The following is a 13,417-nucleotide window of genomic DNA, read 5'->3' as shown; positions in this document are numbered from 1 at the left end:
ATGAGTTTTAGTCCGGCGGTCCGCGTCGAGGCCCTCCGGGTCGTGCGCGGCGGCCGCGAGGTCCTGCACGGGGTCACCTTCGACGTTCCGCGCGGCTCCATCCTCGGACTGCTCGGCCCGAGCGGCTGCGGGAAGACCACGCTGATGAGGGCGCTCGTCGGCGTCCAGATCGTCAAGAGCGGCACGGTGACCGTCCTCGGCGAGCCCGCCGGGTCGCCCGGCCTGCGGCGCCGTGTCGGATACTCCACGCAGACGCCCGCCGTGTACGCCGACCTGACCGTCGCCGAGAACCTGCGCTACTTCGCGTCCGTCCTGCGGGCGCCCCGCACCGACCCCGACCGCGTCGCCGCCGAGGTCGGCCTCGGCGACCACCGCGACCAGACCGCGCAGACGCTGTCCGGCGGGCAGCTCAGCCGCCTCAACCTCGCCGTCGCCCTGCTCGGCGCGCCCGACCTGCTCGTCCTGGACGAGCCGACCGTCGGCCTCGACCCGGTGCTGCGCCAGGAACTGTGGCAGCTGTTCCGCGGGCTGGCCGACCGGGGCGTCACCCTCGTCGTGTCCAGCCACGTCATGGACGAGGCGGGCCGCACCGACCGGCTGCTGCTCATGCGCGAGGGCAGGCTCCTCGCCGACGGAACGCCCGACGGGCTGCGCACGCGCACCGGCACGCCCGACCTCGAAGGCGCCTTCCTCCAGCTGATCACCGAGAAGACAGGGAGCCCCGCATGAGCCTCGCCGTCACCCTCGCCACGACGCGCCGCATCCTGGCCCAGCTCAAGCACGACCGCCGGACGCTCGCCCTGCTGATCGGCGTGCCCGCGCTGCTGATGATCCTGCTGCGCTACGTGTTCGACCAGCCGGCGCTCTTCGACCGGATCGGGCCGATGCTCCTCGGCCTGTTCCCGTTCATCGTCATGTTCGTCGTCGCCAGCGTCGCCACCCTCCGCGAACGGACGAGCGGCACCCTCGAACGGCTGATGACGATGCCGCTCGGCAAACTCGACCTCCTGATGGGCTACGCGCTCGCGTTCGGCGTGCTCACGCTCGTCCAGATCGGCGCCGTCCTCCTCATCTCGCTGACCTGGCTCGGCCTCGACCTCAACGGGACGCTCGGCTCGCTCGTCCTCGTCTCCCTGCTGGACGCGCTGCTCGGCATGGCCCTCGGCCTGTTCGCCAGCGCGTTCGCGCGGACGGAGTTCCAGGCCGTCCAGTTCCTGCCCGCGTTCGTCCTGCCGCAGCTGCTGCTCTGCGGCCTCATCATCCCGCGCGAGTCGATGGCGTCCTGGCTGGAGGCCATCTCGGACGTCCTGCCGCTCACCTACGCCGTCGAGGGCATGCAGGAGATCAGCGCACACCCGGAGTTCACCGCCACACTCACCCTCGACGTCGCCGTCATGACCACCTTCACCCTCGCCGCCCTCCTCCTGGGCGCCGCAACCCTCCGCCGCCGCACTGTATGAGCGCAGGGGGGCGACCCCCTGGAACCCCCGTTGCGACGCAGGCGATCCTCACGACGTCGTTGCGGTCTGTTGTGCCCGTGACGGGCGTGTGCGGCGTCGCTGCGGTCGCCTGCGTCGTCGGGTCGTGCGACCTCCGGCGCTGGGCGCTGTGTTTGCCCAGGGGGGCGACCCCCTGGAACCCCCGTCGCGACGCAGGCGATCCTCACGACGTTGTTGCGGTCTGTTGTGCCTGTGCGGCGTGTGCGTGCGTCGCTGCGGTCGCCTGCGTCGTCGGGTCGTGCGACCTCCGGCGCGGGGCGCCTCCGGCCGCACGACCCGTTTCCTCGGTTGAGGTCTTGTCCAAGAAGGGCGAATGGGGGCGGGGTGCCTGAAGTGGACAGATGGGGTGAACTGGGGTCTTCCTGGCTGCGGGCTGGTAGCTTCGGCGCATGACCGCCCGAGACCTGCCTGGTGCGCCGTCGTCGCAGCCCCCCGGAGAAGGGCCGCCGCCGGTCGTGGGGCCGGGTGCGCCCGGCGCGTCCGAGGGCCACGGCGCCGCCGGGACGGAGGACGCGGAGAACGCGACGTTCTGGGGCGGCACCGGCGGCGAAGGCGAGATCAAGCGCAAGCGGCGCTGGCCCCGGGTGCTGATCGCGATCGGCGTCTTCTTCGCCCTCGTCGTGGCGGGGCTCGGCGGGCTGGTGTGGCAGCGGCAGTCGTCCTACAACGGCAACATCGACCGGATCCCCGGCGTGATGCCGGACGGCGGGCAGCGGCCCGGCCCGAACATGAAGGGCACCGAGAACTGGCTGCTCGTCGGGTCGGACGCGCGGGCGGACGCGGCCACGACCGGCGAGGGCAACGACGCCTGGAAGCCGGGGCGGCAGCGCACGGACACGATCATGCTGCTGCACCTGCCGGCCGACCGGAAGAAGGCGTACGTCGTCTCGTTCCCGCGCGACTCGTGGGTCGACATCCCCGGCTACGGGAACCAGAAGATCAACGCGGCGTTCTCGTTCGGCGGGCCGAAGCTGCTGATCGAGACGATGGAGAGCCTCACCGGCGTCCGGATCGACCACTACGGGGCGATCGACTTCGAGGGGTTCGAGTCGATGACGGACGCGCTCGGCGGCGTCACCGTCAACATCAAGCAGAACGTCTACGACCCGATGCGCAAGAAGCAGTGGACGGCCGGGAAGCAGAAGCTCGACGGCGCGGAGGCGCTGCAGTTCGTCCGGCAGCGCTACAACCTCCCGAACGGCGACTTCGACCGGATCAAGCGGCAGCAGGCGTTCCTCGGCGCCCTCGCCAAGCAGGCCGCCGACCGCGGGACGCTCACCAACCCGCTCAAGCTCGACCGGTTCCTGTCCGCGCTCACCAAGTCGATCAGCGTGGACGACGGGGTGACGGCGGGCGACCTGCGCTCGCTGGCGCTGAGCCTGCGGAGCGTCCGCGCGTCCGACGTGGTGTTCATCACGGCCCCGCACAAGGGCAGCGCGCGGCGGGGCAGGCAGAGCGTCGTCCTCCTCGACGGGAAGAAGGCGCCCGCGCTGTTCGAGGCCGTCAAGACCGCGCGCATGGGCGAGTACGTGCGGCAGCACGGAGGCGGCAACAACCTCGGGACCGTTTCCTGAACGTGGTGTGGTAATCACCGGATTTCCGTCCGGGCATAACCTGGACGGAGAGAGGGCCGTGCTCGGCCGGTGAACAGGCCCGTCGGACAAGGGGTTCGCAGAGTGCTTCGTCAGGCGTTGCTCGTCGCGTCGCGCAGCGGCGGCGCACGCAGGGTTGTGGAGACCGCGCCGTTCACGGGCGACGTCGTCCGCCGGTTCATCGCCGGTGAGACGATCGAGGACGCGGCCCGCGTCACGGACGACCTCACCAGCGAAGGCTTGCTCGTGACCCTGGACGTCCTGGGCGAGGACACTCACGACAAGGGCCACGCTGAGACGAACGTCCAGAACTACATCGAACTTCTGGAACGGCTGGGCGCGGCCAGTCTCGGCACACGCGCCGAGGTGTCGTTGAAGCTCTCCGCCATCGGGCAGGCGTTCGGCGAAGACCTCGCCTTGGAGAACGCGCGCCGGATCTGCGCCGCCGCCCGTTCGGCCAGCACGACGGTCACGCTCGACATGGAGGACCACACCACCGTCGACTCGAACCTGGGAATCGTGCAGGAACTGCGGCGCGACTTCCCCGACGTGGGCGCCGTCATCCAGGCGTACCTGCGGCGGGCAGAGGAGCACTGCGCGGAACTGGCCTACGAGGGGTCGCGCGTAAGGCTGTGCAAGGGCGCCTATGCCGCACCCGCTGCGGTCGCGTTCACCGACAGGGAAGAGATCGACAAGTCCTTCGTGCGGTGCATGAAAGTGCTGATGGCCGGCAAGGGCTACCCGATGCTCGCGACGCACGACCCACGGCTCATCGACATCGCCGGTGCGTTGTCCGTGCTGAACGAGCGCGACGCCGACACGTTCGAGTACCAGATGCTGTACGGCATCCGGCCGCAGGAGCAGCGCAGGCTCGCGGCCCACGGCGCGCAGGTCCGCGTCTACGTCGCGTACGGCCGCGAGTGGTACGAGTACTTCATGCGGCGCCTCGCGGAGCGTCCCGCCAACCTCCGCTTCTTCATGCGCTCCCTGGTCGGGCGGTCCTGAGCCGTCGCGGCCCCCACGGCACGGCTAGGCTGGACGCGTCGTTGAATCCCCACGTCAAGGTATGTCGATGATCGCGATTCTGGGTGCCGGGAAGATGGGCGAGGCGCTGCTGTCCGGGGTGCTCCGGGCCGGGCGCCACCCGTCCGAGCTGGTGGCGACCGCGCGCCGCGAGGAGCGAGGCGCGCTGCTGCGCGAGCGGTACGGGATCGAGATCGTCCCGAACGCGGAAGCGGCCGCGACGGCGGAGACGCTGATCCTCGCCGTGAAACCGCAGGACATGGGCGTCCTGCTGGACGAGATCGGCCCGCACGTCCCGTCCGGCCGGCTGGTGATCTCGATGGCGGCGGGCATCACGACCGGGTTCATCGAGGCGCGGCTGCCCGAGCGCGTGCCGGTCGTGCGCGTCATGTCGAACACGCCCGTCCATGTGGACGAGGCGATGAGCGTGATCTCGCCCGGCTCCCTCGCGGGCGAGGAGCACCTGAAGCTGGCGGAGGAGCTGCTGTCCCCGGTCGGCAAGGTGCTCCGCATCCCCGAGTCGCTGCAGGACGGCGCGACGGCCCTGTCCGGCAGCGGTCCCGCGTACTTCTACTACCTCGTCGAGGCGATGGTGGACGCGGGCATCCTGCTCGGCATGCCGCGCGCCGTCGCGCTGGAGATGGTGATCCAGTCCGCCGTGGGTGCCGCCGTCATGCTGCGCGACTCCGGCGAGCATCCGGTGCTGCTGCGCGAGGCCGTCACGTCCCCGGGCGGGACGACGATCAACGCGATCCGCGAGCTGGAGCGGCACGGCGTCCGCGCCGCCGTCCTGGAGGCGATCGAGGCGGCCCGCGACCGCGGCGCCGAACTCGCCAGCGGCTGACCACCGCGAAACCGGCGCGGCGCCCGAAAAGTTCATGCTTGAACCATTGAGCCGATCCGGGGTTCCCGCCCGTGTAGGAAGTATGGGACTCATACTCCGCCTGCTCGTCGCCGCCGGACTGGCGGCGGACGCGATCGTGCACTGGAGGTTCGCGCCCGAGATGGCCTTCGTCCAGGGCGGTTCCATCGACGGCGAGCTGCTCTTCCGCATCCAGGCGGCCGTCGCCGGGGTCGTCGCGGTCGTGATCCTCACCTACGCGACCCGCTGGGCGTACGCGCTGGCCTTCCTCGTGGCGGGCAGCGCGGTCGGCGCGATCCTCTTCTACTACTACGTCGACGTCGGCGCGCTCGGTCCGCTGCCCGACATGCACGAGCCCGTCTGGTACACCGAGAAGACGATCAGCCTGGTCGGCGAGGGCATCGCGACGCTCGCCGCCCTGGCCGGCTTCCTCGTCGCGTCCCGCCCGAAGCGCGAGGACGAAGCCGCCCGCACCCCCGAACCCGCCACCCGCCCCTGACCCGTCGCCCGCCGGGGGTGTGGCTCAGAGCGCGGGCGGACGGGATGGCGGGCGGGTGCGCCGCGATACCGTGAGGTCATGAGCAGTCCCGCGCCCTCCTCCCGGTCCGGTCCCGAGAACTGCGGGCTGGAGATCTTCTGGGACGAGCGGCTCATCTCCTACGACTTCGGTCCCGGCCATCCGATGAACCCCGTGCGCGTCGAGCTGACGATGGCGCTCGCGCGGGAACTCGGTGTTTTGGAACGTCCCAACGTGACCGTGTCCGGGTTCGAGGCGGCGGATGACAAGCTGCTCCGGCTCGTCCACGAGGAGGGCTACATCGCGGCGGTCAAGCAGGCCGGCGCGACCGGGGCGCCCGACCCCCGGCACGGCCTCGGCACCGCCGACAACCCGGTGTTCCCCGGCATGCACGAGGCGTCCGCGCTGGTCGCGGGCGCGTCCGTCGCCGCGGCTGAGGCCGTGTGGACCGGACGCGCCGAGCACGCCGCCAACATCTCCGGCGGCCTGCACCACGCGCTCAGCGGCGGCGCCAGCGGGTTCTGCGTCTACAACGACCCGGCCATCGCGATCGCCTGGCTGCTGGACAACGGCGCCGAGCGCGTCGGGTACGTCGACATCGACGTCCATCACGGCGACGGCGTCCAGGCCGCCTTCTACGACGACCCGCGCGTCCTGACGATCAGCCTGCACGAGACGCCGCGGACGCTGTTCCCCGGCACCGGCTTCCCGGACGAGATAGGCGCCGACGGGACGTCCGTCAACATCTCGCTGCCGCCCGGCACCGGCGACGCCCTCTGGCTGCGCGCGTTCGACGCGATCATCCCGCCGCTGCTGCGCCGGTTCCGCCCGGACGTCCTGGTCACCCAGCACGGCGCCGACGCCCACGCGCTCGACCCGCTCGCGCACCTGACCCTCAGCGTGGACGGCCAGCGCACCGCCTACGGCCTGCTGCACCGCCTCGCGCACGAGACGGCGGGCGGGCGCTGGGTCGCCACCGGAGGCGGCGGCTACGAGCTGGTGCAGGTCGTGCCGAGGGCATGGACGCACCTGCTGGCGGAGGCGGCGGGCGGGCCGATCCCGCCGGACACCCCGACACCCGAGGGCTGGCGCGAGTTCGCCCGGCAGCGCACCGACCAAGTCGCGCCCCTCCGGATGACGGACGGCACGGACGAGATACGGATCAGCAGGTGGGCAGGCGGCTACGACCCGGGCAACCCCATCGACCAGGCGATCCTGGCGACGCGGCGCGCGGTGTTCCCCGAGCACGGCCTCGACCCGATGACGGACTAGTGAGGCATTGGTGAACCCGGTACCGACGCGGGACGAGCTGCGCGCCCACCTGACCCGGACGATGATCGCCGGCGGGGTGGCGACGCCGCGCCAGAACAACCTGCTGCACTACCGGCGGATGGCCGCCGGTCACCCCTACTACCAGTTCGGCTTGGAGCTCAAGCCCTCGTGGACGGAGCGGACCGTCCTGGAGATGATGGTCGAGCGCTGCGGCGTGGAACCCGACCCCCGGCACCTGTACGGGGACGACACCATCGACCCGGAGATCACGCTCGACACCTTGGAGGCGATGGGCGAGCGCATCGGCCGCGCCGCCCGCCGCCGGGAGAGCGTCGTCCTCGCGACCGGCCATCCGTCGACGCTGGCGCCGCTGTACCAGGCCGTCGCGCGGGCGCTGGAGGGGGCGGGCTGCCGGCTCCTGACGCCCGCCGCCGGCTGGACGTACGAGATCGAGACCTCCTACGGCGGTGCCGAGCTGCGCCGCATCGTGTACGCCGAGCCGGGCGTGGCGATGCTGGAGAGCGACGACGGCCGGGCGCAGCACACGCACGACGCGCGCCCGATGGAGGAGATGCTCCGCGAGCTGGCCAATACCGCTTCAGCGGACTCTGCGGAGGCTAAACCTGATTTTTGGCCGGATCTGGCCATCGCCGATCACGGCTGGGCAGGAGCCGCCGGGCAGGCGGGCATCGACACCGTCGGTTTCGCTGACTGTAACGATCCAGCGCTGTTCGCCGGTGCCGCCGAAGGCAAGATCGACGTCGTCGTCCCGCTCGACGACGGCATCGCCGCGCAGCACTACGCGCCCCTGACCGCCTACATCCTCGACCGGGCCGGGCTCTCCGCGTCCGGCTGACCTTCGCCGTCGCCGCCCGCCCGGCCGTCCGGCGCCGCCCCCCGCTGTCACTGCGTGTGACGGGACTGCCGTGCGGGACGCATGGGCTTGCGCGACGCCATCGTGAGCATCGGAACCGCAGGTCAACAGGTGGTTTCGGTTGACAACCGTTCGCCGCGCCACTCCTGATGCCGTCAGGTCCACGCTCCGTGAGGGAGTAGCACTGTGTCCTCTGGGTCAGGTCGGGATACGGAAATGTGCGGAACTCCCCTCTTGCGACTGCCGATACGCGATTTACGCTGGAGGAAGTACACGTGCGTGATCAAAGTCACCCGAAGGGCCGGTGCGCGGCACGTGTGGAAGAGGGCGTCCGATGACCTCAGGCGAGCGACCTCTAAGCGAGGTCAGGTTCCTGACCGTGGCCGAAGTGGCGGCGGTGATGCGGGTGTCCAAGATGACCGTTTACCGCCTCGTCCACTCGGGCGAGCTTCCCGCGATCCGCGTGGGCCGCTCGTTCCGGGTTCCCGAGCAGGCCGTTCACGATTACCTGCGCGACGCGTACATCGAAGCCGGATAACGGGTAAGGGCGGGGGATGACCCCGCCGCCTACTCCATACCCGGCCGTGCAGGGGGCGTCGGGACGGTTCCTCGGAACCGTCCCGAAGCTGGGGATGCAGGACGAGGACCGGTTCGACGGTCCGGACACCGGGCGGGACGGGCGGTGGCCAGAACGGCCGCCGTCGTGGCCCGCCGGCGCGAAACGGTGCCCGGCGTCGCGCGACGCGCGGCGCCAGGCCCCGCACGCCGAGCGGTCGGGTCCGCGCGCCCAACGCGCGGCCCACCGGCGTGACCCGGCCTGGTACAGCGGTACCCTTGGGCGGCGGACCGTGCGCGCGTTACGAGCGATGCTCGCCTGCGGCACGCCCGCCTCCTGCACATCACCGGAATGCCGAGCGAGGTCCCGTGGGCTCTGTCATCAAGAAGCGGCGCAAGAGAATGGCCAAGAAGAAGCACCGCAAGCTGCTGAAGAAGACGCGCATCCAGCGTCGCAACAAGAAGTAGTCGTCACGCCGGCCACTCAGCCGTAAGGGGTGGGGCGCGCTGTGTCCTCCATGCCCTCCGCCGCGGCCCGTGTCGTCCTCGTCACGGGCGTCTCCCGTTTCCTGGGGGCGCGGGTCGCGAACACCCTTCAGGCCGACCCCAGCATCGCGCGCGTCATCGGCGTCGACACCGTTCCGCCGGACGCGTCGCTGGGCGTGCCGCTCGGACGCACCGAGTTCGTCCGCGTCGACATCCGCACGCCGAGCATCGCGAACCTCATCGCCTCGGCCGGGGTCGACACCGTGGTGCACCTGCACCTCGTCACCTCCTCGTCCGTCCCGCGGGCGAAGGTGAAGGAGCTCAACGTCATCGGCACGATGCAGCTGCTCGCGGCCTGCCAGCGCTCGCCCGACATGCGCAAGCTCGTCGTGCGGTCCTCGGCCGCCGTGTACGGCTCCTCGCCGATGGACCCCGCCGTGTTCACCGAGCGGGACGAGCCGGTCGAGGCCCCGAGGTCCGGCTACGCCAAGGACGCGGTCGAGGTCGAGGGCTACGTCCGCGGGCTGATGCGGCGGCGCTCCGACCTCACGGTGTCGGTGCTGCGGTTCGCGAACTTCCTCGGCCCCGGCGTCGACTCCCCGCTCACCCGGTACCTGCGGCTGCCCGTCGTCCCGACGGTGCTGGGGTTCGACCCGCGGCTGCAGTTCGTCCACGAGGACGACGGCGTCGAGGTGCTGCGCCGCATGACGGTCGAGGACCACCCCGGCTGCTTCAACGTCGCGGGCGACGGCGTCCTGCTGCTGTCGCAGGCGCTGCGCCGTGCCGGACGCCCCTACGTGCCCGTCCCGTCGCCGTCCCTCTCGGTGCTCGGCGACATGGGACGCCGCTTCGCCGGCCTGTCCGGGTTCTCGCCGGAACTGCTGCGCTGGCTGACCTACGGCCGCGTGATCGACACCACGGCGCTGGCGGAGGAGCTGTCGTGGCACCCGAAGTACGGTTCCGAGGCCGCCTTCGCCGACTTCGCCGCCGCGCACGGCTTCGGCCGCCCCCTCGCCTCGCTCCTCGGACGGCCGTGATGATGAACGCTCGGCACGGGCACGCCGACGATGACCAGGACGCGCAGGTCATCCGCCTCGACGCCGCCCGCCAGCACGACCATCAGGGCGATCGCAAAGACGACGCCGCCGACGATCGCAGCCCGTTGGAACGCGGTATCGCGTCCGGCCTGGCGTTCCTGCGCCGCCGCCTGTCCGGCGACTACGAGGTGGACGAGTTCGGCTTCGACCCCGAGTTCAACTCCACGATCCTCCTTCCGCCCGCCCGCGCCCTGTACGAGCACTGGTTCCGCGTCGAGCTCGCGGGCGTCGAGAACGTCCCGGACGGCGGCGCCCTCGTCGTCGCGAACCACTCCGGCGTCATCCCGCTCGACGCGCTGATGCTGTCGGTCGCCCTGCACGACCATGCCGGCCGCCAGGTCCGCCTGCTCGGCGCCGACCTCGTGTACCAGATCCCGGTCCTCGCGCACCTGGCCCGCAAGGCGGGCCACACCCTGGCCTGCCAGGCCGACGCGGCCCGCCTCCTCGCCAAGGGCGAGCTCGTCGGCGTGTTCCCCGAGGGCTTCAAGGGGGTCGGCAAGCCGTTCGCCGAGCGGTACAAGCTGCAGCGTTTCGGGCGCGGCGGGTTCGTCGGCACCGCGCTGCGCGCCGGGGTCCCGATCGTCCCGTGCGCCATCGTCGGCGCCGAGGAGATCTACCCGAAGATCGCCGACGTGCCCGCGCTGGCCCGCCTGCTCGGCCTCCCGTACTTCCCGGTCACCCCGACGTTCCCGCTGCTCGGACCGGCCGGGCTCGTCCCGCTGCCGTCGAAGTGGATGATCCAGTTCGGCGAGCCCATGACCCTGGACGAGTACGACGCCGACACCGCCGACGACCCCATGGCGGTCTTCGACATCACCGACCAGGTCCGCGAGAACGTCCAGCAGATGCTCTACGAGACGCTCCTGCGCCGGGGGCCCGCCTTCCTCTGACCGCCGCGCCGTAGAGTGAGCGCATGAAGGCGTTCCGTAGCCGCATGGTCGCCCGTGACGTGGACGAACCGCACCGCGCGGCCAGCCCGCTGGAACTGCTCTTCGACCTGACGTTCGTCGCGGCGGTGTCCCAGGTCGCCGGACGGCTGGCGCACGCCGTCGAGGAAGGGCATGTGGGCGACGCCGTCCTGCCGTTCCTCATGGTGTTCTTCGCCATCTGGTGGGCGTGGATGAACTTCACCTGGTTCGCGTCCGCGTACGACACCGACGACGTCCCGTACCGCGTCATGACGTTCGTGCAGATGGCGGGCGTGCTCGTCCTGGCGGCGGGGGTGCCGGACGCGTTCGGCGGCGACTTCACCACCGTCACCATCGGCTACCTCGTCATGCGCGTCGGCCTGGTCGGGCTGTGGGTACGGGCCGCGATCGCGCATCCGGAGTCGCGGGCGACGACCGTCCGGTACGCGGTCGGGATCTCGCTTCTCCAAGTCCTGTGGCTGTCGCGGCTCGCGCTGCCGGGCGACGGCCCGAGCTGGGTGTTCCCGCTGCTGGTGGTGCTCGAACTCGCCGTCCCGCAGGTCGCCGAACGCGCGGGCACGACGAGCTGGCATCCGCACCACATCGCCGAACGGTACGGGCTGTTCACGATCATCCTGCTGGGGGAGAGCGTCCTCGCCTCGACGAACGCCGTGCAGGACGCCGTCGAGCACGGCGTGAGCGGCGAGCTCGTCACCATCGCGCTCGCGGGCCTCGCCATCCTGTTCACGCTCTGGTGGATCTACTTCTCCGAACCCGCGGGCGAGGGCCTGGCCGCCCGCCGCGAACGGTCCTTCATCTGGGGCTACGGCCACTACGTGATCTTCGCCGCGCTGGCCGCCGTCGGCGCCGGGCTGGAGGTCGCGGTGGTGTGGGCGGCCGACCACATCGAGGCGGACGAGAAGACCGTGATCGCGGCCGTCGCCGTCCCCATCGCCGTGGTGCTCGTCATGCTGTGGGCCCTGCACGCCCCGATGCGGCGCACGGCCGTCCGCCCGGAGATGATCGCGATCACGGCCGTGCTGGTCCTGCTCACCGCGTTCGCCGCCCCGACGCTCGGCGTCCCCGGATCCCTGATCGTCCTGGCGGCGCTCCTGGCCCTGCTCCTCGCCGCCACCATCGCCACCGGGCGGACACCGGCCGGCTAGGACCGGGTCGCCTCGTAGCCGGGGACCGGGGCAGGGGCGGCCGTCGTCGCCGGGCGCATGGCGAGGACCAGGACGGCCAGCCCGGCGAAGATGACCGCGCCGACCGCGCCCGTGACGTGCAGGCCGGCGGTGAACGCCTCCCGGGCGGTGTGCAGCAGCTCCGCGCCCTGCCCGGCGGGCCGGTTCTCGGCGGCGGCGATGGCGGCGGGCAGCGAGTCGGACGTGCCGTCCATCCGCTCGCGGTACACCACGGCGGCCACCGTGCCGAGCAGGGCGAGGCCGAGCGACCCGCCGATGTAGTTGCCGGTCTCCGACATCGACGCGGCCGACCCGGCGCGCTCCGGCGGCGCGGACCCGATGACCAGCCCGGTGCCCAGCGCGAACAGCGGGCCGGTGCCGAGCGCCAGGACGGTGATGCCGGTGATCGCGAGCGGGAGGGCGCGGCCGTCGGCCACGCCGATCAGCAGGAGGCTGCCGATCGCCGATGCCGCCAGCCCGGCGGCGATCGCTGTCGTGGGCTTCATCCGGCGGGCGAGCAGGGGCGCGGTGAGAGTCCCGGCGGCCACGCCGAGGCCCATGGGGGCGAACAGGATCGCCGACGCGAACGGCGAGTAGCCGAGGACGCCCTGGAGGTACTGCGTCACCAGCAGTCCTGTACCGGCCATCGCGATGCCCGCGAAGACCAGCGCGACGAGCACGGCCGTGAAGGGGCGGTTGCGGAGCAGCCGCAGGTCGAGCAGCGGCGTCTCCAGGCGCAGCTGCCGCCGGACGAACACCCAGCCGATGACGGCCCCGGCGACGAGCGCCACGGCGGGCAGGGCCCGGACGTTCTCGACGGTGAGCTGCTTGATGCCGTACACGATCAGCAGGACCGAGGCCAGCGACAGCCCGACGCTCGCGGGGTCGAGCCGTCCGGCCTGGTCGCTGCGGGACTCCGGCAGCAGGACGGGCCCGGCGAGCGCCAGCAGCACCATCGCCGGGACGGCGGCCAGGAACACCGACCCCCACCAGAAGTGCTGGAGCAGGAACCCGGCGAGGACGGGCCCGAGCGCGCCGCCGGTGAACTGGCAGGTCGCCCAGGCCGCGATCGCCTTCCCGCGCTGCCGCTCGTCCCGGAACATGGTGGTGAGCAGGGCGAGGGTGGACGGTGCCAGGGTGGCCCCGGCGACACCGAGCAGCGCGCGGACGACGATCAGCATCAGCGGGCCGGTCGCGAACGCGGCCACGACCGACAGCGCCGCGAACGCCGCCGCGCCCGCGAGCAGCAGGCGGCGCCGCCCGATCCGGTCGCCGAGCGTGCCCATCGTGATGACCATCCCGGCCACCAGGAACCCGTAGCCGTCGCTGATCCACAGCTGCTGGACGCTCGTCGCGCCGAGGTCGGCGGCGAGCTGCGGCAGGGCGAGGAGCAGGGCCGTCAGGTCCATGGCGACGAGGAAGGTCGGGAGCATGAGGAGGGCCGCTCCCAGCCAAGCGCGGTTGATACGCATATCCGAAGCTCTCTCTGTTCTGTCGAGACGTCTCGCTGGTCGGTCGGAGCGGACGGGCGCGTCTCGACATGCGGGG

At 71.7% G+C, this 13,417-nt stretch carries 14 protein-coding genes; 13 read left to right on the top strand and 1 reads right to left on the bottom strand.

Annotation, left to right across the window (positions count from 1 at the left end):
* From E1264_RS00715 to E1264_RS00655, 13 genes are all read left to right on the top strand, one after another.
* Positions 1-729: an ABC transporter ATP-binding protein gene (locus tag E1264_RS00715; RefSeq protein WP_132168430.1), complete on the top strand. Its 729-nt coding sequence runs from the start codon at positions 1-3 to the stop codon at positions 727-729.
* Positions 726-1,460 (top strand): ABC transporter permease, encoded by a 735-nt coding sequence (locus tag E1264_RS00710; protein WP_132168427.1) that lies wholly within the window; start codon positions 726-728, stop codon positions 1,458-1,460. The genes E1264_RS00715 and E1264_RS00710 overlap by 4 nt, the downstream gene beginning before the upstream one ends.
* Positions 1,461-1,888: 428 nt before the next feature.
* Positions 1,889-3,073 (top strand): LCP family protein, encoded by a 1,185-nt coding sequence (locus E1264_RS00705; RefSeq protein WP_132168425.1) that lies wholly within the window; start codon positions 1,889-1,891, stop codon positions 3,071-3,073.
* A gap of 102 nt (positions 3,074-3,175) precedes the next feature.
* A complete protein-coding gene (locus tag E1264_RS00700; protein ID WP_132168423.1) occupies positions 3,176-4,096 on the top strand; it encodes a proline dehydrogenase family protein in 921 nt (306 codons plus the stop codon).
* Between the two features lie 67 nt (positions 4,097-4,163).
* Positions 4,164-4,958 carry a pyrroline-5-carboxylate reductase gene (gene proC / locus E1264_RS00695; protein ID WP_132168421.1) on the top strand — a complete coding sequence of 265 codons (795 nt, stop codon included), beginning with the start codon at positions 4,164-4,166 and terminating at the stop codon, positions 4,956-4,958.
* Between the two features lie 82 nt (positions 4,959-5,040).
* On the top strand, positions 5,041-5,475 hold the full coding sequence (locus tag E1264_RS00690) for a hypothetical protein (protein WP_132168419.1): 435 nt from the start codon (positions 5,041-5,043) through the stop codon (positions 5,473-5,475).
* Between the two features lie 78 nt (positions 5,476-5,553).
* On the top strand, positions 5,554-6,765 hold the full coding sequence (locus E1264_RS00685) for an acetoin utilization protein AcuC (protein ID WP_207935635.1): 1,212 nt from the start codon (positions 5,554-5,556) through the stop codon (positions 6,763-6,765).
* Positions 6,766-6,775: 10 nt separating this feature from the next.
* Entirely contained in the window at positions 6,776-7,621 is an 846-nt protein-coding gene (locus E1264_RS00680; protein WP_132168417.1) for a phosphatase, read from the top strand.
* Positions 7,622-7,973: 352 nt separating this feature from the next.
* On the top strand, positions 7,974-8,177 hold the full coding sequence (locus E1264_RS00675) for a helix-turn-helix domain-containing protein (RefSeq protein ID WP_021591693.1): 204 nt from the start codon (positions 7,974-7,976) through the stop codon (positions 8,175-8,177).
* A 386-nt stretch (positions 8,178-8,563) separates the two neighbouring features.
* A complete protein-coding gene (locus E1264_RS00670) occupies positions 8,564-8,662 on the top strand; it encodes an AURKAIP1/COX24 domain-containing protein (RefSeq protein ID WP_018654693.1) in 99 nt (32 codons plus the stop codon).
* Between the two features lie 50 nt (positions 8,663-8,712).
* Positions 8,713-9,717 (top strand): NAD-dependent epimerase/dehydratase family protein, encoded by a 1,005-nt coding sequence (locus E1264_RS00665; protein WP_132168448.1) that lies wholly within the window; start codon positions 8,713-8,715, stop codon positions 9,715-9,717.
* 2 nt (positions 9,718-9,719) lie between these two features.
* Positions 9,720-10,667, top strand: coding sequence for a lysophospholipid acyltransferase family protein (locus tag E1264_RS00660; protein WP_132168415.1), 948 nt, complete (start codon positions 9,720-9,722; stop codon positions 10,665-10,667).
* A 23-nt stretch (positions 10,668-10,690) separates the two neighbouring features.
* Positions 10,691-11,851 (top strand): low temperature requirement protein A, encoded by a 1,161-nt coding sequence (locus E1264_RS00655; protein WP_132168413.1) that lies wholly within the window; start codon positions 10,691-10,693, stop codon positions 11,849-11,851.
* On the opposite strand, the gene E1264_RS00650 is transcribed toward E1264_RS00655, so the two are convergent.
* Complete coding sequence (locus E1264_RS00650) at positions 11,848-13,302, bottom strand: MFS transporter (protein ID WP_243710673.1); 1,455 nt, start codon at positions 13,300-13,302, stop codon at positions 11,848-11,850. The genes E1264_RS00655 and E1264_RS00650 overlap by 4 nt on opposite strands.
* Between the last annotated feature and the right edge of the window lie 115 nt (positions 13,303-13,417).

Source organism: Actinomadura sp. KC216 (assembly GCF_004348535.1).
Classification (GTDB): Bacteria; Actinomycetota; Actinomycetes; order Streptosporangiales; family Streptosporangiaceae; genus Spirillospora.
This window is presented reverse-complemented; position numbering and strand designations above follow the sequence as displayed.

Bases quoted from the DNA above. Each gene is read 5' to 3' on its own strand.
- E1264_RS00715 (WP_132168430.1), top strand. From the start codon at position 1: ATGAGTTTTAGTCCGGCGGTCCGCGTCGAGGCCCTCCGGGTCGTGCGC.
- E1264_RS00690 (WP_132168419.1), top strand. From the start codon at position 5,041: ATGGGACTCATACTCCGCCTGCTCGTCGCCGCCGGACTGGCGGCGGAC.
- proC (WP_132168421.1), top strand. From the start codon at position 4,164: ATGATCGCGATTCTGGGTGCCGGGAAGATGGGCGAGGCGCTGCTGTCC.
- E1264_RS00660 (WP_132168415.1), top strand. From the start codon at position 9,720: ATGAACGCTCGGCACGGGCACGCCGACGATGACCAGGACGCGCAGGTC.
- E1264_RS00710 (WP_132168427.1), top strand. From the start codon at position 726: ATGAGCCTCGCCGTCACCCTCGCCACGACGCGCCGCATCCTGGCCCAG.
- E1264_RS00705 (WP_132168425.1), top strand. From the start codon at position 1,889: ATGACCGCCCGAGACCTGCCTGGTGCGCCGTCGTCGCAGCCCCCCGGA.
- E1264_RS00655 (WP_132168413.1), top strand. From the start codon at position 10,691: ATGAAGGCGTTCCGTAGCCGCATGGTCGCCCGTGACGTGGACGAACCG.
- E1264_RS00650 (WP_243710673.1), bottom strand. From the start codon at position 13,302: ATGCTCCCGACCTTCCTCGTCGCCATGGACCTGACGGCCCTGCTCCTC.
- E1264_RS00675 (WP_021591693.1), top strand. From the start codon at position 7,974: ATGACCTCAGGCGAGCGACCTCTAAGCGAGGTCAGGTTCCTGACCGTG.
- E1264_RS00665 (WP_132168448.1), top strand. From the start codon at position 8,713: ATGCCCTCCGCCGCGGCCCGTGTCGTCCTCGTCACGGGCGTCTCCCGT.
- E1264_RS00685 (WP_207935635.1), top strand. From the start codon at position 5,554: ATGAGCAGTCCCGCGCCCTCCTCCCGGTCCGGTCCCGAGAACTGCGGG.